The sequence below is a fragment of the Aliihoeflea sp. genome, assembly GCF_052435475.1.
GTDB lineage: Bacteria > Pseudomonadota > Alphaproteobacteria > Rhizobiales > Rhizobiaceae > Aliihoeflea.
The window spans coordinates 448,296-466,451 of the sequence record NZ_JBQVMV010000002.1 but is presented as its reverse complement, the minus strand read 5'-3'; the positions used below and the strand labels follow the sequence as shown (position 1 = coordinate 466,451).

Annotated in this window: 15 protein-coding genes; 5 read left to right on the top strand and 10 right to left on the bottom strand. The window is 64.8% G+C overall.

Features of this window, described 5'->3' with window-relative positions:
- Positions 1-5 precede the first annotated feature (5 nt).
- The 5 genes from ACT6QU_RS05315 to pcsA all read right to left on the bottom strand — a co-directional run bounded on the left by ACT6QU_RS05315 (position 6) and on the right by pcsA (position 5,613).
- Positions 6-1,079, bottom strand: coding sequence for a BMP family ABC transporter substrate-binding protein (locus tag ACT6QU_RS05315; protein WP_024585590.1), 1,074 nt, complete (start codon positions 1,077-1,079; stop codon positions 6-8).
- A 52-nt stretch (positions 1,080-1,131) separates the two neighbouring features.
- The gene (locus ACT6QU_RS05310; RefSeq protein ID WP_444562970.1) at positions 1,132-2,046 is read right to left on the bottom strand and encodes an ABC transporter permease; all 915 of its coding nucleotides are present in this window, start codon (positions 2,044-2,046) and stop codon (positions 1,132-1,134) included.
- The gene (locus ACT6QU_RS05305) at positions 2,039-3,130 is read right to left on the bottom strand and encodes an ABC transporter permease (protein WP_444562969.1); all 1,092 of its coding nucleotides are present in this window, start codon (positions 3,128-3,130) and stop codon (positions 2,039-2,041) included. The genes ACT6QU_RS05310 and ACT6QU_RS05305 overlap by 8 nt, the downstream gene beginning before the upstream one ends.
- Positions 3,130-4,707, bottom strand: a complete 1,578-nt coding sequence (locus ACT6QU_RS05300) for an ABC transporter ATP-binding protein (RefSeq protein WP_444562968.1) — start codon at positions 4,705-4,707, stop codon at positions 3,130-3,132. The genes ACT6QU_RS05305 and ACT6QU_RS05300 overlap by 1 nt, the downstream gene beginning before the upstream one ends.
- A 138-nt stretch (positions 4,708-4,845) precedes the next feature.
- Positions 4,846-5,613, bottom strand: a complete 768-nt coding sequence (gene pcsA, locus ACT6QU_RS05295) for a phosphatidylcholine synthase (RefSeq protein ID WP_024585593.1) — start codon at positions 5,611-5,613, stop codon at positions 4,846-4,848.
- A gap of 143 nt (positions 5,614-5,756) precedes the next feature.
- On the opposite strand from pcsA, the gene ACT6QU_RS05290 reads away from it, so the two are divergent.
- Entirely contained in the window at positions 5,757-6,977 is a 1,221-nt protein-coding gene (locus ACT6QU_RS05290) for a UbiH/UbiF family hydroxylase (protein ID WP_444562967.1), read from the top strand.
- Here the strand turns inward: ACT6QU_RS05290 and ACT6QU_RS05285 are convergent.
- Complete coding sequence (locus ACT6QU_RS05285) at positions 6,940-7,899, bottom strand: AEC family transporter (RefSeq protein WP_444562966.1); 960 nt, start codon at positions 7,897-7,899, stop codon at positions 6,940-6,942. The two genes, ACT6QU_RS05290 and ACT6QU_RS05285, sit on opposite strands and share 38 nt — an antisense overlap.
- Positions 7,900-8,014: 115 nt before the next feature.
- On the opposite strand from ACT6QU_RS05285, the gene hspQ reads away from it, so the two are divergent.
- Positions 8,015-8,347 (top strand): heat shock protein HspQ, encoded by a 333-nt coding sequence (gene hspQ, locus ACT6QU_RS05280; protein ID WP_024585596.1) that lies wholly within the window; start codon positions 8,015-8,017, stop codon positions 8,345-8,347.
- 59 nt (positions 8,348-8,406) lie between these two features.
- On the opposite strand, the gene ACT6QU_RS05275 is transcribed toward hspQ, so the two are convergent.
- Positions 8,407-9,069, bottom strand: a complete 663-nt coding sequence (locus tag ACT6QU_RS05275) for an invasion associated locus B family protein (RefSeq protein WP_444562965.1) — start codon at positions 9,067-9,069, stop codon at positions 8,407-8,409.
- A 255-nt stretch (positions 9,070-9,324) separates the two neighbouring features.
- Between ACT6QU_RS05275 and ACT6QU_RS05270 the strand changes: the two genes are divergently transcribed.
- Together ACT6QU_RS05270 and ACT6QU_RS05265 are read left to right on the top strand one after the other, a co-directional pair.
- Complete coding sequence (locus tag ACT6QU_RS05270; RefSeq protein ID WP_444562964.1) at positions 9,325-11,121, top strand: extracellular solute-binding protein; 1,797 nt, start codon at positions 9,325-9,327, stop codon at positions 11,119-11,121.
- 10 nt (positions 11,122-11,131) lie between these two features.
- Positions 11,132-11,812, top strand: a complete 681-nt coding sequence (locus ACT6QU_RS05265; RefSeq protein ID WP_444562963.1) for a DsbA family oxidoreductase — start codon at positions 11,132-11,134, stop codon at positions 11,810-11,812.
- Here the strand turns inward: ACT6QU_RS05265 and mfd are convergent.
- Positions 11,809-15,303, bottom strand: a complete 3,495-nt coding sequence (mfd, locus tag ACT6QU_RS05260; protein WP_444562962.1) for a transcription-repair coupling factor — start codon at positions 15,301-15,303, stop codon at positions 11,809-11,811. The genes ACT6QU_RS05265 and mfd overlap by 4 nt on opposite strands.
- 1 nt (position 15,304) lies before the next feature.
- The gene (locus ACT6QU_RS05255; RefSeq protein WP_444562961.1) at positions 15,305-15,586 is read right to left on the bottom strand and encodes a succinate dehydrogenase assembly factor 2; all 282 of its coding nucleotides are present in this window, start codon (positions 15,584-15,586) and stop codon (positions 15,305-15,307) included.
- Between the two features lie 93 nt (positions 15,587-15,679).
- Between ACT6QU_RS05255 and recG the strand changes: the two genes are divergently transcribed.
- Positions 15,680-17,788, top strand: a complete 2,109-nt coding sequence (gene recG / locus ACT6QU_RS05250; RefSeq protein ID WP_444562960.1) for an ATP-dependent DNA helicase RecG — start codon at positions 15,680-15,682, stop codon at positions 17,786-17,788.
- Here the strand turns inward: recG and ACT6QU_RS05245 are convergent.
- Complete coding sequence (locus ACT6QU_RS05245; RefSeq protein WP_444562959.1) at positions 17,766-18,122, bottom strand: DUF423 domain-containing protein; 357 nt, start codon at positions 18,120-18,122, stop codon at positions 17,766-17,768. The two genes, recG and ACT6QU_RS05245, sit on opposite strands and share 23 nt — an antisense overlap.
- Positions 18,123-18,156 lie beyond the last annotated feature (34 nt).

Here is an 18,156-nt window from a genome sequence, read left to right as displayed (position 1 = left end):
TTCGCTTACTGCGGAAGCTGGTCGTCGACGCCCTGGACGTAGAAGTTCAGGCCGAGAAGCACGCCTTCCTCGGCAACTTCGCCTTCGGCGAGCCAGTCGGAGCCGTCCTGCTTCTTGATCGGGCCGGTGAAGGGGTCGAACTCGCCGGACTTGATCTTGGCTTCGGTCTCTTCGGCCAGCGCCTTCACGTCATCCGGCATGTTGGTGTAGGGCGCCATCACGACGTGGCCCTCGGCCATGCCTTCCCAGACGTCGTGTTGCTCCCAGGTGCCGTCGATGACTGCCTGGATGCGCTCGATGTAATACGGACCCCAGTCGTCGATGATCGAGGTGAGCTGGGTTTCCTTGCCGAACTCGATCATGTCCGAGGCCTGGCCGAATGCCTTGATGCCGCGGTCGGCGGCGACCTGCATCGGGCCGGTCGAGTCGGTGTGCTGGGTGATGATGTCGACGCCCTGGTCGATCAGCGCGGTTGCGGCATCGGCTTCCTTGGCCGGGTCGAACCAGGTGTTGGCCCAGACGACCTTGACCTGGAAGTCGGGATTGACCGACTGCGCGCCGAGCAGGAAGGCGTTGATGCCCATCACCACTTCGGGAATCGGGAACGAGGCGATGTAGCCGGCGACGCCCGCTTCCGACATCTTGGCGGCGATCACGCCCTGCACGTAACGGCCTTCGTGGAATTTGGAATTGTAGGTCGCGACGTTTTCGCTCTCGCGCTTGTAGCCGGTCGCGTGCTCGAACTTCACGTCCGGGAAGCGGGCCGCGATCTTGTTGGTCGGGTCCATGTAGCCGAACGACGTCGTGAAGATGATGTCACAGCCCGAACGGGCGAAGCGCTCGATGGCGCGCTCGGCATCGGCGCCTTCCGGCACGCTTTCGAGGTAGGCGGTCTCGAGCTTGTCGCCGAAATGCTCCTCGGCTTCGAGAAGGCCCTGATGGTGCTGGTAGGACCAGCCGAAATCGCCGATCGGGCCGACATAGATGAAGCAGGCCTTGGTCGGATCGTCCTGCGCGGAGGCGACCGCCGGAATGAGCACGGCAGCGGAAGCTGCCAGAGCAAGAAGTGTGTTTTTCATCAAAGTTCGTCCTCTGTTGGTCACCAAGGGGGCATATCCCGTGTTTTGATTTCTAGCGATCTGGAACAAACGGCCGCCCCAAAGATGCCGGTGTGTTCACCATAGTCAGTCGCCGGTTTCGAGAGATCAGTACAAGTACGACAATCGTCGCGATATAGGGAAGTGCGGAAAGAAGCTGCGAGGGAATTCCGATGCCCAATGCCTGGGCATGGAGCTGCCCGATCGACACCGCGCCGAAGAGATAGGCGCCGGCCAGAACGCGCAGCGGACGCCATGACGCGAAGACGACCAGCGCCAGCGCGATCCAGCCACGGCCGGCGGTCATGTTTTCCACCCATTGCGGGACGTAGACGAGCGAAAGGTGCGCACCGGCCAGCCCTGCGCAGGCGCCGCCGAACAGAACCGCCAGATAACGGATGCGCACAACCTTGATGCCGAGGGCGTGGGCGGAGGTGTGGTTGTCGCCGACCGAACGCAGCGTCAGTCCCGCCTTGGTGTAGAACAGGAACCAGGCAACGCCGACGGTCAGGAAGACGGACACGTAGAAGATCAGGTCCTGGCTGAAGACCAGCCGGCCGACGATGGGCAGTTCGGACAGGAACGGCACGTCGAGCCGTGGCAGGCGCACGCCTGGCTGGCCGACGAAGCTTTCGCCGATCATGCCGGAGAGACCCAGGCCGAGAAGTGTCAGGGCAAGGCCCGTCGCGACCTGGTTGGTCACGAGCGTCAGCGTCAGGAAGGCGAAGAGCAGCGAGAAGAGCGCGCCGACGATGATCGCCGCGAGCGCGCCGAGGAACGGGTTGCCGGTCATCAGCGCGACGCCGAAACCGGTCACCGCGCCCATGATCATCATGCCTTCGACGCCGAGGTTGAGGACGCCCGAGCGCTCGACGACGAGTTCACCGATCGCCGCCAGAAGAAGCGGCGTCGCGGCCATCGAGACGGTGAGCAGGATGGCTTCAAACATGGGCGGCCTCCGCCTTTTGAGCGGGGCGCACGAGGCGTACGCGGTAGTGGATCAGCGTGTCGCAGGCGAGCACGAAGAACAGGATCGAGCCCTGGAAGGCACGAACCACCTTGTCGGACAGGCCGACGGAAATCTGAGCCGCCTCGCCGCCGAGATAGGTCAAGGCGAGGATCAGGCCGGCGGCGACGATGCCGAGCGGGTTCAGGCGGCCGAGGAAGGCGACGATGATTGCGGTGAAGCCGTAACCGGGCGAAATGGTCGGGCGAAGCTGCCCGATCGCGCCGGAGACTTCCGAAATGCCGGCAAGGCCGGCCATCGCGCCGGAGACGAGGAAGGCGAAGACGACCATGCGGCCGGCCGAAAAGCCGGCGAAGCGCCCTGCCCGCGGGCTTTGTCCGAGAACCTTGACCTCGAAACCCTTGAGGGTCTTCGACAGCATGAACCAGAGAATGAGCGCCGCGACGATCGCGAAGACAAAGCCCCAATGCGCGCGGCCCGACGCCGACCAGATTTCCGGCAGGATCGCGTATTCGTGGAAATTGCGCGTTTCGGGGAAGTTGAAGCCCTGCGGGTTGCGCCATGGGCCGCGTACCAACCAGTCGAGGAAGAGCTGGGCGACATAGACCAGCATCAGGCTCGACAGGATTTCGTTGGTGTTGAACCGCACCTTGAGGAGCGCCGGGATGAAAGCATAAGCCGCGCCGCCCGCCATGCCCATGATCAGCATCAGTGGCAGGACGAACCAGAACTGGAAGTCGGGAAACAACACCGGCAGGACCGAGCCGGCAATCGCGCCCATGATGAACTGGCCCTCGGCGCCGATGTTCCAGTTGCTCGACAGGAAGCAGACGGACAGGCCGACCGCGATCAGGATCAAGGGCGCGGCCTTGATCGCCAGTTCGTGCAGCGACCATGTCTCAGTCAGCGGATCGATGAAATAGTAGTAGAGCGTTTCGACCGGGTCCTTGCCGAGCGCGGCGAAGAGGATCGCGCCGGCGACGATTGTCAGGCCGAAGGCGATGAAGGGTGACAACGCGCTGAACAGCGTCGACTGCTGCGGTCGCTTGACGAGTTCGAGCCGCATCAGACCGCTTCCTCTTCGAACGGGCGCGGCGGATGCGCCGCATCGGCACCGCCCATCAGGAGCCCGACCTTCTCGAAGGTCGCCTCGGCTATCGGGATCGGCGCGGACAATTGCCCGTCATGCATGACGGCGATGGCGTCCGACATTTCGAACAGTTCGTCGAGGTCCTGGCTGATGACGAGGACGGCGGAGCCGGAGCGAGCAAGGTCGATCAGCGCCTGGCGGATGCGCGCGGCGGCGCCCGCATCGACGCCCCAGGTCGGCTGGTTGACGACCATCACCTTCGGCTCGCGATCGAGTTCGCGCCCGATGATGAACTTTTGAAGGTTGCCGCCTGAAAGCGCGGAAGCTTCAGGGTCTTCCGCGCTCTTCCTGACGTCCATCGCCTCGACGATGCGTTTCGCGGCAGCCGCGATGCGGCTCGTGCGTATCGTACCGGCCGCGCCCATATAGTCGCGCGCGTCGGTCCTATAACGCGAGAGGAACAGGTTTTCGGAAAGCTTCATGGCCGGCGCCGCTCCGTGGCCGAGGCGTTCCTCGGGTACGAAGGCCGCGCCCTTCAGCCTACGCTGCGTGATGCCGAGGCGTCCGACCGTATGGCCTGCGACGCGAACCGTGTCCGCGCGGTCCTGCAGCGCCTCGCCGGAAACGGCCTCGAAGAACTCACCCTGGCCGTTGCCGGCGACGCCCGCAATGCCGAGAACTTCGCCCGCATGGACGGTGACGGAGATGTCGCGCAGCGCAACTGAAAAGGGCGTCGCGGGCTTGCGGCTCAGCTTGTCGATCTCGAGCAGCGGCCGGTGATCATTCGCCTGTGCCGGCACGTCGCGGGTGACGTTCTGGACCTCGAGGCCGACCATCATGCGCGCCAGCGAAGCGGCGGTCTCCTGCTTCGGGTCGCAGTGGCCGACCACTTTGCCGTGCCGCAGGACGGTCGCGCGGTCGCAGATGCGCTTCACCTCTTCCAGGCGGTGCGAAATGTAGAGGATCGACTTCCCCTCGCCCTTCAGCCGCTCCAGCGTCTCGAACAGCTTGTCGGCTTCCTGCGGGGTCAGCACCGAGGTTGGCTCGTCGAGGATGATGAGTTCGGGTTCCTGCAAGAGGCAGCGAATGATCTCGATGCGCTGGCGCTCGCCGACCGACAAATCGCCGACATGGCTGAACGGGTCGAGCGGCAGGCCGTAGGCCTTGGAGAGGTTTCGAGCCCGCTCGGCGATCTTCATGATCGGCGTGTCGTCGTCGATGGACAGCGCGATGTTCTCCGCCGCCGTCAGCGCCTCGAACAGCGAGAAGTGCTGGAACACCATGCCGATGCCGAGCGCGCGCGCCTGGGCGGGGCTGGATATGCGGACTGGCTCGCCCTTCCAATGGATGGTGCCGGAGGCCGGCTCCAGCGAGCCGAACAGCATCTTGACCAGCGTCGACTTGCCGGCGCCGTTCTCGCCGAGAAGCGCATGGATTTCGCCCCGACCGATGGTCAAGTCAACATTGTCGCAGGCCTTGAGCGATCCGAAAATTTTGGTCAGCCCGCGAACCGCGAGCAAGGCTTCGGTCTGGCTCGGATCGGACTGATCCACTCAACCCCCATTTCGGCGACCTTTTCGGCCTGCCTCTTGTGTTCCCTGACGTGACCTTATGCCCGGCGGTCCAAACCCGCAAAGCTTGCCTGAATTTGAAAGTGCTTCAAGTTTCAACCGTGTGATCGGCGGTCGCCTTCAACCCTTCTTGAGGCCCAACGTGGGAAAGATCTGCATGACGATGCCGACGCAGAACAGGTAGATGCTGAGGATCGCGATGGCGATCTGCACGAATTCGGACGGGTTCATGTCCATCAGAAGCGCATAGGCCGACAGCGCGCACCAGCCCAGGAATACCCCCAGATTGAGCGGGCGCAGGCGCTGGACGCGCACCGGATGGAGAAAGTTGAGCGGCAGGAAGGTCAACAGCGCCGCGATCAGGACGACAGCGAACGAAATCCACTCGCCCGGCTCGATGACGAAGAGCGTGAAGACCACCATGTTCCAGACGACAGGGAACCCCTTGAAGAAGTTCTCCTTCGTCTTCATGCCGGTGTCGGCGTAGTAGATCGCGCTCGACACGACGATGATTGCGGCAGACAGGAAGGACAGCCCCTCGCCCATGAATCCGCTCTGATAGAGCGCAAAGGCGGGGATCAGGACGTAGGTGACGTAGTCGATGATGTTGTCGAGGAGCTCGCCCGACCAGGTAGGCAGCACTTCCTTGACGTCGAGCTTGCGGGCGATCGGTCCGTCGATGCCGTCGACGAACAGCGCGAGGCCGAGCCACAGGAACATGGCGGTCCATTGCTTTTCCGCCGCCGCGACCAGCGACAGGAAGGCAAGGAACGATCCCGATGCCGTCAGGAGGTGGACCGAGAAGGCGCGGGCCTGGGGCCACGTCACCTTCTTCTTCGGCTTCGGGATGCGCTGCGACAGCGGCTTTCGGTTGGTGTCCTTGCTCACGTCGAGGCCAGTCCAGCTTGCGAGGGATGGCCGGGCGGCCGTCCAATCAAAGTCGAGGCTCCGCAATGGGCCAAATCGCCCCGTTGATCAATCCCGCGCGTGAGAACATATAGCTCATATCAAACGGAAAGCAGGCTGAGACCATGGAACGTGTCGAGTATGATGTCCTGATCGCGGGAACCGGCCCCGTCGGCCTGATCGCGGCGCTGGCCGTTGCCGATGCGGGATTCCGGACGGCGCTCGTCGGGCCGAAGGCGTCGACGAGCGACGGGCGCACGACCGCGATCATGGACCCTGCCCTGCGTTATCTCGACGCGCTGCTTTTGGGGCCGGTGCTTGCGCAGCATGGCGAACCCCTGAAGACCATGCGCATCGTCGATGCGACGTCGCGGCTCGTGCGCAGCCCGACGGTGACGTTCCGCGCGCCCGAAATCGACCTTCCCGCCTTCGGTCTCAACATCGCCAATCGCGAACTCAACACCGCGCTGGAAAGTGCCGCCGTCGCGCGCCCCGGTGTCGTCCGATACGAGGGGCTGGTGGAACGGTGGGAGACCGGCGAGCACCTTGTGGGCGCAGTGCTGTCCGATGGCTCCGAACTTTCCGCGCGGTTGGTCGTCGCTGCGGACGGGCGAAGTTCCCCTGCCCGCCTTGCCGCCGGCATCGAGGTCGATGCGCGCCCGACGGGGCAAACGGCGATCGTTCTCGCCTTCTCGCACACGCGCCCGCATTCGGGCATGTCGACGGAGTTCCACACCGAATCAGGGCCGTTCACGCAGGTTCCGCTTGCCGGCGACCGGTCGAGCCTCGTCTGGGTGGTGAAATCGCAGGATGCCGCCGAGCTTCTCGCGCTGGACCGGGCCGAACTCGCCGACCGCGTCGAACGCCAGATGCGCTCGATGCTCGGGCGTGTCACGGTCGACGTCGATCCCCAAGCCTATCCGCTGTCTACCTCGCAGCCGCGCCGCTACGCCGACAGGCGCATCGCTCTCATCGGGGAAGCGGCCCATGTCTTCCCGCCTATCGGTGCGCAGGGCCTCAATCTGGGCATCCGCGACGTGGAAAGCCTCGTCTCGGTCGCCACCCGCCACCGGGCGGACCCGGGCGCGTCGGTAGCGCTGGCCGAGTACGAAGTGCACCGCCGTCCCGATGTCGCCATGCGCGCCAATGCGGTCAATCTGCTCAACCGTTCGCTGCTCTCCGACCTGCTTCCTGCCCAGCTCGCGCGCAGCACGGTATTCGAGGCGCTTCGCGCCTTCTCGCCCCTTCGGACGTTCTTCATGCATGAAGGCATGCGCCCGGGTAGCGGCCTGCGCTCGATGCTGTCTTTCAGGACCAGGGATCGACGGGCAGCAGACCGGACTTGATGGCGTAGAGGATCAGGGTCAGCGTGGCGATGGACACGATCGTCGTGACCAGAACGCTTGCCGAAGCCCGCTCGATCCACACCCCATATTGCTGTGCGATGACGAAGACGTTGGTGGCCGTCGGCAGCGCGGCGAGCAACACCGCAGTATAGATCCACATCGGCGGAAAGCCGCCGATCGCAGTCAGGATCGCGTAGCAGATCGCCGGATGGATGACGAGCTTCAGTAGCGCGATCGGCAACAGCTCGACCGGCGCGCGCTTCAGCGGCCGAAGCGCGATCGTCACGCCCATCGCGAAAAGCGCGCAGGGTGCGGCGGCGCGGGCGAAGAAGTCGATCAGCGTTTCGAGCGGAAGCGGCGGGCTGTATTGCAGCCAGGCGAGCGCAACGCCGATTGCCGAGGCGATGATGAAGGGATGCAGCGCGATCTTGCGCAGGACATCCACGGCCACGGTGCCGAAAGACTGCCGGTTGCGGTCCGCCACCGCCATCAGGAACGGCGTCATCGCAAAGTGGACGGCATTTTCGAAACAGAAGATGAGCGCCACAGGGACCGCGGCTTCCGGCCCGAACGCTAGAAGCGCGATGCCGGGACCCATGTAGCCGATGTTGCCATAGGAGGCCGCGAGCGACTGGATCGTGGTCGCGCGAAGATCGCGTGTCCTGACCCAGGCGATCGCGAACATCAGGAAGAAGACGCAATAGGTCGCCGCTACGGCGCCGAGGATGAAGCGCCAGTTGGCCAGATCCTCGAGCGGGGTGCGCGACAGAAGCTGGATGAACAGGGCGGGCAGCGCGAGGTAGATGATGAAGAAATTCATCCATCCCAGCGCCTCGACAGGCTGCCTGGTCAGCCGGGCGACGAAGGCGCCGATGAAGATCATGCCGAAGAAGGGCAGAACGAGTGCGACGATTTCCGACATGGGGCCTGCAATCGGTGCGGATGGCCGCGCTTACGCAGCGATCGGCCGGGCGTCAACCCGGGCGGGATTGAATTTGCCCGTGGCCTGCGCCAAATAGACATGTGAGGTCAGACACATGCCCGAGACAAGAAACGCAAAGTTCGCCATTGGCCAGGTCGTTCGCCACCGCATCTTCCCGTTCCGCGGTGTGATATTCGACGTCGATCCCGAATTCGCCAACACCGAGGAATGGTATCGCGCCATTCCCGCCGACATGCGTCCGCGAAAGGATCAGCCCTTTTATCACCTGCTCGCCGAAAACGCGCAGACGGAATACGTCGCCTATGTTTCGGAGCAGAACCTCCTGCCTGACGAAACCGGCGAGCCGGTACGCCACCCGCAGCTTCGCGAGTATTTCGGAGCGCTGAGCGAGGGGCGATACGAGCCGAAGCCCCGCGCAAGCCACTGAAACGAAAAACGGGCGGCCCGATGGCCGCCCGTTTCGATTCGTTCGCCTGAACCCGACGCCTAGTCGGTTTCGGCTGCCGCACCGGCGGCCGGAGCGGCGGTGCCGCCCTGCTTGGCGCGCTCCTGCTCTTCGCGCAGGCGACGGTTGAAGTCTTCCGTGTTGCGGCTGACGAAGTCCTGAAGCTGGCGCTGGCGGTCCTCGATGTCGGACTGCTGCAGCGGCGCTCCGTCGAAGGCCTGGGTGAAGCCGGACAGCGAAACCTGGATCGGATTCGGCTGGTTTTGGAAGTTCACCGACGTCAGGCGCAGGTTCGAGCCGCGCTTGAAGGAAGCGACCAGATTGTCGGTCAACTGGCCTTCCGCGATGCAGCGGTCGGGCAGACAGATCACGTAGTCGAGCTTCTGGGTTTCGCCACCGTCGATCTGCATACCGATGCCGGGGGGCAGAAGACGGCCGGGCGGAACGGTGACCTGGAAGACGCGGCGGGCCTGGCCGCCTTCGATCTGGATCAGGCTGACGCCCGTGAGCAACTGGCCGGATTCGGAGACCATGATGTTCTGCACGTTGCAGATGTTGGTCTCTTCCTGCTGGCTGCAGGCCTTGAACCAGCCCTGCGGCAATTCAGGCTGCTGCTGGGCGCTGGCGCCCGATGTCGAAAGTGCCAGCCCCACCAGGCCAGCGGCAATCGTGGAAATCGTAGATGCGGTGGTAAGGGTCGTCATCCGAAGCGATCCTTTCGCGTAAGATCTGAGTGTCGGCACCGGCCGTGGCCCATCGATTGGCGTCGTGTTGACCAAATGCGGCGAGAGCATGACTGCCGGGGGCGTCTACACCTTATGCCGGCCGAAATCCAGAGCCACCGCCTTTTTGCCAAGAAGCTAGCGCAGATCGTCGCGTGAGGCGCTGGGTCGGTTCAAACGAGGCCGCGTATCGAATAGGCTTTCGCGAATCATCGCGCGATTTTCGGAGAGGCTAAGATGCGAGGACTTCTGGGCTTGGCAGCCGCGGCCGCGGTCATGGCGCTGCCGCTCGCGCACGCAATGGCCGAGCCGCAACACGCCATCGCCATGCATGGCGAACCGGCGCTCGCCGAAGCCTATGCCCACCTGCCCTATGCCGATCCCGACGCGCGAAAAGGCGGGCGGATCGACTACGCCGTGCAAGGATCTTTCGACAGCCTCAACCCATTCATCGTGCAAGGCTCGGGTGCGCGCGGCATCCTCGACCTCGAACTGGGCAACAACGTCTTCGAAACGCTCATGCAGCGCTCCTATGACGAGGCGTTCTCGCTCTATCCGCTGATCGCGCAGTCGGTCGAGACGGACGATGCGCGCTCCTTCGTCGAATTCACGATCGACCCAGATGCCAGATTTTCAGACGGCGAGCCGGTCACGGCGCAGGACGTCGCCTTCACCGTCGAGCTTCTCGCCGAAAAGGGCTATCCGCGCTACGCGACGACGGCGCGCAAGATTGCGGATACGATCGTCGAGGGCGACAAGGTGCGCTTCGAGTTCGTCGAGCCCGACCGCGAACTGCCGCTGATCCTCGGCCTGATGCCGGTGCTGCCCGAACATGCCATCGACCGCGAGACATTCGACCGCTCGACACTGACGCCGATGATCGGCAGCGGACCCTATGAGATCGCCGAAGTTCGTCCGGGCGAGCGCATCGTCTTGAAGCGCGACGAGGATTATTGGGCGAAGGATCATCCCTCGAAGCGCGGCATCGACAATTACGACGAAATCCGCATCACCTACTACCGCGACACGAACACCATGTTCGAGGCGTTCAAGAAGGGTCTCGTCGACATCCAGCTCGAGACCAACGCGCAGCGCTGGGCGACAGGCTACGACTTCCCCGCGGTCGCGTCGGGCGGCGTCGTACAGGACGAATTCGAGACCGGGCTGCCATCCGGCATGCAGGGCTTCGTCATGAACACGCGCCGGCCGGTCTTCCAGGATGTCGCCGTGCGGCGTGCGCTGGCGGGGCTCTTCGATTTCGAATGGGTCAACCGCACGCTCCTGTCGAATGCCTATGAGCGGACGGGATCGTTCTATGCGCGTTCCGAGCTCTCCTCCATCGACCGTCAGGCGAGCGAGGCCGAACTCGCACTGCTCGGCGAATTTGCCGAGACTATCGAGCCGCAGATTCTTGCCGGGGAGCATCAGCCGGCGAAGACCAATGGAAGCGGACGCGACCGTGATTTCCTTCGAAGAGGGTTCGAGGCGCTCAAGGCGGCCGGCCACACGATGCAGGACGGCCGCATGGTCGGTCCGAACGGCCGCCCCCTCGCCTTCGAAATCATGCTGCGCGGGCGCAATGGCGAGGAGATCGCGTCCGCCTGGCAGCGCACGCTTCGCGCCATCGGCATCGAACTGACCATGCGCTCGGTCGATGATGCGCAGTATCAGCAGCGCCTCCTGACCTACGACTATGACGTCATCCTCCACACCTACACATCGTCGCTCTCTCCCGGCGTGGAGCAGGTCGGGCGTTGGGGAAGCCGGGCGAAGGAGCCGCAGGGCACGATGAACTATGCCGGCGTCGCCGAGCCTGCCGTCGATGCGATGATCGGCAATCTCTTGAATGCCAAGACGCGAGAGAGTTTCGTCGACGCGGTGCGTGCCTATGACCGCGTCCTTCTCAACGGCGCCTATGTCGTGCCGCTCTATCACCAGCCCGAGCTGTGGGTCGCGCGCTGGTCGCGGATCGAGCGCCCTGATAAGGTCCCGCTTTACGGCATCCACCTGCCTGCATGGTGGCGCGCGCAATAGGAACTAGCTCATGCAGCACACGGTCCCGATCTCGATCGACGTCGTTTCCGACGTCGTCTGCCCCTGGTGCTATATCGGCCTGAAGCGGCTCGATGCGGCGATGGCTCAGGCCCAAGAGGTGCCGGTCGACGTGCGCTGGCGGCCCTATCAGCTCGACTCGACCATTCCGCCGGAAGGGCGCGACCGCAGGCAATACATGCTGGCGAAATTCGGTAGCGAGGAGAAGCTTCGCGAAATTCATGCGCGCGTCGCCGAGTCTGGCCGGTCGGCAGGCATCGACTTCGCCTTCGATGCAATCAAGGTTTCGCCGAACACGCTCGACGCGCACCGGCTCATCCGCTGGGCGGCCTCCGCCGACGGCAACCGGCAGACCGAGGTCAAGAAGCGGCTGATGCGGGCCTATTTCGAGGAAGGTCGCAATGTCGGCGACCGCGCGGTCCTCATCGAGATCGCGCGCGAGGCGGGTATGGATGCGGCGCTGGTCGAGGCGCTGCTTGCGAGCGACGCCGACATCTCTGAGACCCGCGCCGAGATCGAGACGGCCCAGCAGATGGGTGTCACGGGCGTTCCCTGCTACCTCCTCGAAGGCCGCTACGCGGTGATGGGCGCGCAGGACCCGGCCGTCCTCGCTGATGCGATCCGGCAGATCTCGGCCGCCAAGGCCCGCGGTGAACTTGGACCTGCCGCCTAAGCGGCCTTGTCCGCGATTTTCGCCAGTTGCGTCATAATCACGGCCGAGCCCTGCAGGCGCTTGGCGGGCGTCGCCCAGTCGCGCACCAGCACGATCGAATGGTCCGGACGGATCTTCGCCGCTGCCCCCTGCTCGCCGATATAGCGAACGAGTCCAGCCGGTTCCGGGAAGCTTTTGTTGCGGAACTGGATGACGACGCCCTTCGGCCCGGCGTCCAGCTTCTCGACATTGGCGCGCTTGCAAAGGCCTTTGATGAAGACAATCTTCATCAGATGCTCGACTTCCTGCGGCAGCGGGCCGAAGCGGTCGATCAGTTCGGCGCCGAAGCCGTCGATCTCCTGCGGCGTGTCGAGGTCCGCCAGGCGGCGATAGAGCGCCATGCGCAGTTGCAGGTCCGGCACGTAGCTTTCCGGGATCATGACGGCCGTGCCGACCGCGATCTGCGGCGACCACTCGCCCGACCCCGCATCGACATCGCCCTTCGTTTCGGCCACGGCCTCCTCCAGCATTTGCTGGTAAAGCTCGAAACCGACTTCCTTGATGTGGCCGGACTGTTCTTCGCCGAGAAGGTTGCCGGCGCCGCGAATATCGAGATCGTGGCTGGCGAGCTGGAAGCCGGCGCCGAGCGTATCGAGCGATTGCAGCACCTTCAGCCGGCGGTCGGCCTGCTGTGTCAGCATCTTGTTGGCCGGCAGCGTCAGGAGCGCATAGGCGCGCGACTTCGAGCGACCGACGCGGCCGCGGATCTGGTAGAGCTGCGCGAGGCCGAACATGTCGGCGCGGTGGACGACCAGCGTGTTGGCGGTCGGGATGTCGAGGCCGGATTCGACGATGGTCGTCGACAGGAGAACGTCGTACTGGCCGTCGTAGAAGGCGTTCATGATGTCGTCGAGTTCGCCCGCCGCCATCTGGCCATGAGCGGTCGCGACCTTCAGTTCCGGCACCTGCTCGTCGAGAAACTGCTTGATCTCGCCGAGGTCGGAGATGCGCGGCACGACGTAGAAGCTCTGGCCGCCGCGATAGCGCTCGCGCAAAAGCGTCTCGCGGATGACCAGCGGGTCGAAAGGCGCGATGAACGTGCGCACCGCCATGCGGTCGACCGGCGGCGTGGTGATGAGCGAGAGTTCGCGCACGCCCGTCAGCGCCAGTTGCAGCGTGCGCGGGATCGGCGTGGCAGACAATGTCAGCACGTGGACGTCGCTTTTCAGCTCCTTCAGCCGCTCCTTGTGCTTGACGCCGAAATGCTGCTCCTCGTCGACGATCAGCAGGCCGAGATTGTTGAAGCTGACGCCGGAGCCCAGAAGCGCATGGGTGCCGACGACGATGTCGATCGTGCCGTCCGAAATGCCCTTCTTGGTCTCTGCGAGTTCCTTCGAGCCGACCAGCCGCGATGCCTGCCGGACCTTGACCGGAAGCCCGGCGAACCGCTGCGAAAACGTCTTGAAATGCTGGCGGGCGAGAAGTGTCGTCGGCACCACCACGGCGACCTGGAAGCCTTCGAGCGCGGCAATGAAGGCCGCGCGCAGCGCCACTTCCGTCTTGCCGAAGCCGACATCGCCGCAGATCAGGCGATCCATCGGGCGGCCGCGCGCCAGATCATCCAGCACCGCGTCGATGGCGTTCTGCTGATCGTCCGTCTCGTCATAGGGAAAACGCGCGGCGAACTCGCCGTAGACGCCGTCCGGCGGCGCCATCACCGGCGCGGGCCGCAAGGTGCGCTCCGCCGCGATGCGGATCAGGTGCCCCGCCATTTCGAGTAGGCGCTTCTTCAGCTTCGCCTTGCGCGCCTGCCATGCCCCGCCGCCGAGCTTGTCGAGCGTGGCCTCGGAGCCCTCGGTGCCATAGCGCGACAGAAGCTCGATGTTCTCGACCGGCAGGAAGAGCCGATCGTCGCCGGCATAGCGCAGTTCCAGGCAATCATGCGGCGCGCCGGCGGCAGTAATCGTCTGCAACCCTACGAAGCGGCCGATGCCGTGGTCGGCATGGACGACGATGTCGCCGGCATTGAGCGCGGCGACTTCGGCAATGAAATCAGATGCCTTCTTGCGCTTCTTCGAACGGCGAACGAGACGGTCGCCGAGGATATCCTGCTCGGCGACGACGACCAGCTTTTCGGTCTGGAAGCCGGTTTCGAGCGGCAAGATCGCAAGGCCGATCTTGTCGGTTCCGAGCTTTTCGAGATCGGCCAGCGAGGCGACGCGGGCAACGCCTTCCAGTTCATGTTCACCAAGTATCTGCGCCAGACGATCGGACGAACCTTCCGACCAGCCTGCTACGACGACCTTGCGCTTCTTGGCACGCAAGTCCGCGATGTAGCGCGCGGCGCGGTCGAAGACGTTGATCGACGGGTCCGCGCGTTCCTCGGCAAAGGAGCGGCCGGCCTCGGCACCTGCATGGATGATGCGGCGGCGGTCGACTTCCGGTGCGGCGAAGGGCGTGAATTCGAGGACGTCGCGGCCCTCGCCCGCCGTCTTGACCGCATCGGCTGAAAGGTAAAGCGCGTCCGGCGGCAGCGGCTTGTACGGAACCGCTTCGCCGACGCTGCCCGACGATTGACGCTTGCGGGCATCGTAATAGTCGCGGATCAGCGTGTGCCGCTCGCCGATCGCCTCGCGCGAGAGATGATCGAAGACGACCGGCGCGTCCGGCAGATAGTCGAAGATTGTCTCGACCGTCTCGAAGAAGAGCGGCAACCAGTGCTCCATGCCGGCAAAGCGCTTGCCCTCGCTGATCGAGGCATAGAGCGCGTCGTCGCGCGATGGCGCGCCGAAAAGTTCGATGTAGCTGCGGCGAAAGCGGCTGATCGTGTCGGGTGTCAGCGCGATCTCACTCATCGGCTGCAGCCGCAATTCGCGCCGCTGGCCGGTCGTGCGCTGCGAGGCGGGGTCGAAGGCGCGGATCGATTCGAGCGTGTCGCCGAAGAAATCGAGCCGCAATGCCTCCTCCGCGCCGGGCGCGAGCAGGTCGAGGATGCCGCCGCGTACCGCATATTGGCCGACGTCGCGCACCGTCGCCACGCGTTCGAACCCGCTCGTCTCCAGCCTTGCGACGAGGTCGTTCATGTCGATCTGGTTGCCGGGCTTCGCGCTCAGCGTCTGGCCGGCGACGAAATCGAGCGGCGGCATTTTTTGCAGCACCGCATTGGCGCTGACGAGGACAATGGCGCGGTGCGGTTTTTTGCGGAGCGCCGCGATCGACGCCATCGCGTCCAGACGACGCGCAACCGCGTCGCTGCCGGGCGAAACGCGGTCATAGGGGAGGCAATCCCAGGCCGGCAGTTCGAGCACCGGCAGGCCGGGCGCGACGAACTGCAGGATGTCGGCGAGCGCCGGGATCTTCTGCCCGTCGCGCGCGACGAAGACGACCGGGCCATCCTGCGCAGCCGCAATCGCCGCCAGCGCGAAGGCCTCGTAGCCATCGGCAACGCCGTCGACGACCGTCGGTTCACCGGTGTGCTTGGCGGAGATGTGAATGGGATTGAGAAGCGTCATGTCAAGTGGCGAGGCTGCGGGCGTCGGTAATCATGCGGCGGACGATTTCGTTGTCCTGATGCGGCGGCACCGGCATTTCGCCGGTGATCCACTTGACGATGTCGCCATCGGATTCGCCGAGCAGGGATTCGAAGAGTTCGAGCTGCGCTTCGTCGAATTTGCCGAGTTCACGATCGGCAAAGCCACCGATGACGAGGTCGGCCTCGCGCATCCCGCGATGCCAGGCGCGAAAACGCGCCTTGCGCTTGCGGATATCGAGAAGATCAGCGGGATTTTCGGACATAAAGGGCCTACCGGGTTGGACCGCGCATATAGCGTCTGGGAAACGCGATGTCAGCCTTTCGGCAACGAAGTTGCCTCGATAGTATCCCGCGCCATGCGTCCCACCGAACTCGATCCCCTCTTCGCGCCCGTCACCTCGCTCGCCGGCATTGGCGAGAAGACGGCCGAACTGATGCGCCGCATCGTCTCGGCCGACACGACGGGCCGCGACGTGCGCGCGGCCGATCTTCTCTTCGTGCCGCCCCATTCGGTGATCGACCGCACGCGCCGCCCAGGCGTCGCGCTTTCGGGCGAAGGGTCGATCGTGACGCTCGACCTGACCGTCGATCGCCACCAGGCGCCACCACGTGGCCGTGGCGCGATGCCCTACCGCGTCTTCGCCTTTGACGAGACCGGCGAGATCGCACTCACCTTCTTCCATGCCAAGGGCCAATGGCTGGAAAAGCTGATGCCGGTTGGCGGGGAGATCGTCGTCTCCGGCAAGGTCGAGTGGTTCAACGGCCGCCCGTCCATGGTGCATCCCGACCACATCGTCGCCAAGGCCGACGCTGGCGCCCTGCCCGCGATCGAGCCGGTCTATCCAATGACGGCCGGGCTTTCGGCCAAACTGGTGCGCAAGGCGGTCGCATCCGCGCTGGAGCGGATGCCGATCCTTCCCGAGTGGCAGGACGAGACCGTGCTTGGCCGGCACGACTTTCCGGAATTTCGCGAAGCCCTTCTTCATCTTCACCAGCCCGAAGCGCCCGCCGATTGCGACATTGCAAGCCCCGCATGGCGGCGGCTCGCCTATGACGAGCTTCTGGCCGGGCAGATCGCGCTCGCGCTGGTGCGGCTGCGCATGAAGCGCGTCGCGGGCCAAGCGCGGCTCGGCGATGGCGCCAAGGGCGCGGCGATCCGCGACGCCCTGCCCTATGCGCTGACCGGCGCGCAGCAGCGCTCGATCACCGAAATCGAGGCCGACCTCGCCAAGCCGGACCGCATGTTGCGGCTCCTGCAGGGCGATGTCGGCTCGGGCAAGACCGTGGTCGCGCTTCTCTCCATGGCGCGGATCGCCGAGGCCGGCGGCCAGTCCGCGCTGATGGCGCCGACCGAAATCCTTGCGCGCCAGCATTTTGCTACGATCGCGCCGCTGGTGGAACAGGCCGGGCTTCGCGCCGCGATCCTTACTGGTCGCGAAAAAGGCCGTGAGCGCTCGGAGACACTTGCCTCCATCGCCGACGGGACGATCGACATCGTCATCGGCACCCACGCCATCTTCCAGGAGAGCGTCACTTTTCACGACCTCGCCTTCGCCGTCATCGACGAGCAGCACCGGTTCGGCGTCCATCAGCGGCTCGCCATCGGTGCCAAGGGTGTGGCGCCCGACATTCTCGTCATGACCGCGACGCCGATCCCGCGCACGCTGGTACTCACGGCCTTCGGCGACATGGACGTCTCGCGCCTCGACGAGAAGCCGGCCGGCCGCCAGCCGATCCAGACGGTAACCCTGCCGCTCGAGCGCCTGTCGGACCTGATCGCACGGATGCGCCGCGCCGTGGACGAGGGGCAGAAGATCTACTGGATATGCCCGCTGGTCGAGGAAGCCGAAGGCATGGACGTCATGTCGGCCGCCGACCGCCACAAGGCGCTTGCAGACATTTTCGGCCCAGACGTCGGGCTCGTCCACGGTCGAATGTCGGGCGTAGCAAAGGACGAGGCGATGGCCGATTTCAAGGCCGGGCGCACGCGCATCCTTGTCGGTACGACCGTCATCGAAGTCGGCGTCGACGTGCCCGACGCCACGATCATCGTCATCGAGCATGCCGAGCGTTTCGGCCTCGCCCAGCTTCACCAGTTGCGCGGCCGGGTCGGGCGCGGACAGGCGGCGTCGAGCTGCGTCCTCCTCTACCAGTCGCCACTCGGCGAGGTCGCTAAGCAGCGGCTGACCGTGATGCGCGACACGGAAGACGGCTTCCGCATCGCTGAGGAAGATCTGAAACTGCGCGGCGAAGGCGAACTCCTCGGCACGCGCCAGTCGGGCACACCCGGCTTTCAGCTTGCCCGCCTGGAACACCACGCCGACCTGTTGTCGGTCGCGCGCGACGATGCGCGGCTCTTCCTCCAGCGCGACCCCGACCTCGCCACGCCGCGCGGGCGGGCGATCCGCACGCTTCTCTATCTCTTCGGACGCGACGACGCGATCAGGCTGATCCGCGCCGGCTGAACAGCGCAGAAGCCGCGACGACGGCCCAGCCGGCGATCAACAGCATGCCGCCGGCAGGTGCGGCCATCGGGAACAGCCGGTCGCCGAGAAATGCGCGGGCAGCAATGTCCCCGCAGAAGAGCGCGAGCCCGACCGCGAGAATCCAGGTGCCGGCAAGCTGGAGCCGGCCGAATTGAAGACCTGCCAGCACCATCAGCGCCGGTGCATGGAACAACAGCATGTTGGCCGCGGTGCCGAGCGTGCCCTCTCGGTGCGCGGCGACCGCCGAAAGTGCGACACCGCAGGCGCCGCAAAGCGCGCCGAGGCAGAAAAGAATTCGGTTGGTATGGGCCATGTTTCGTCCAGATTGCTCGACTTTCACGCGCCTG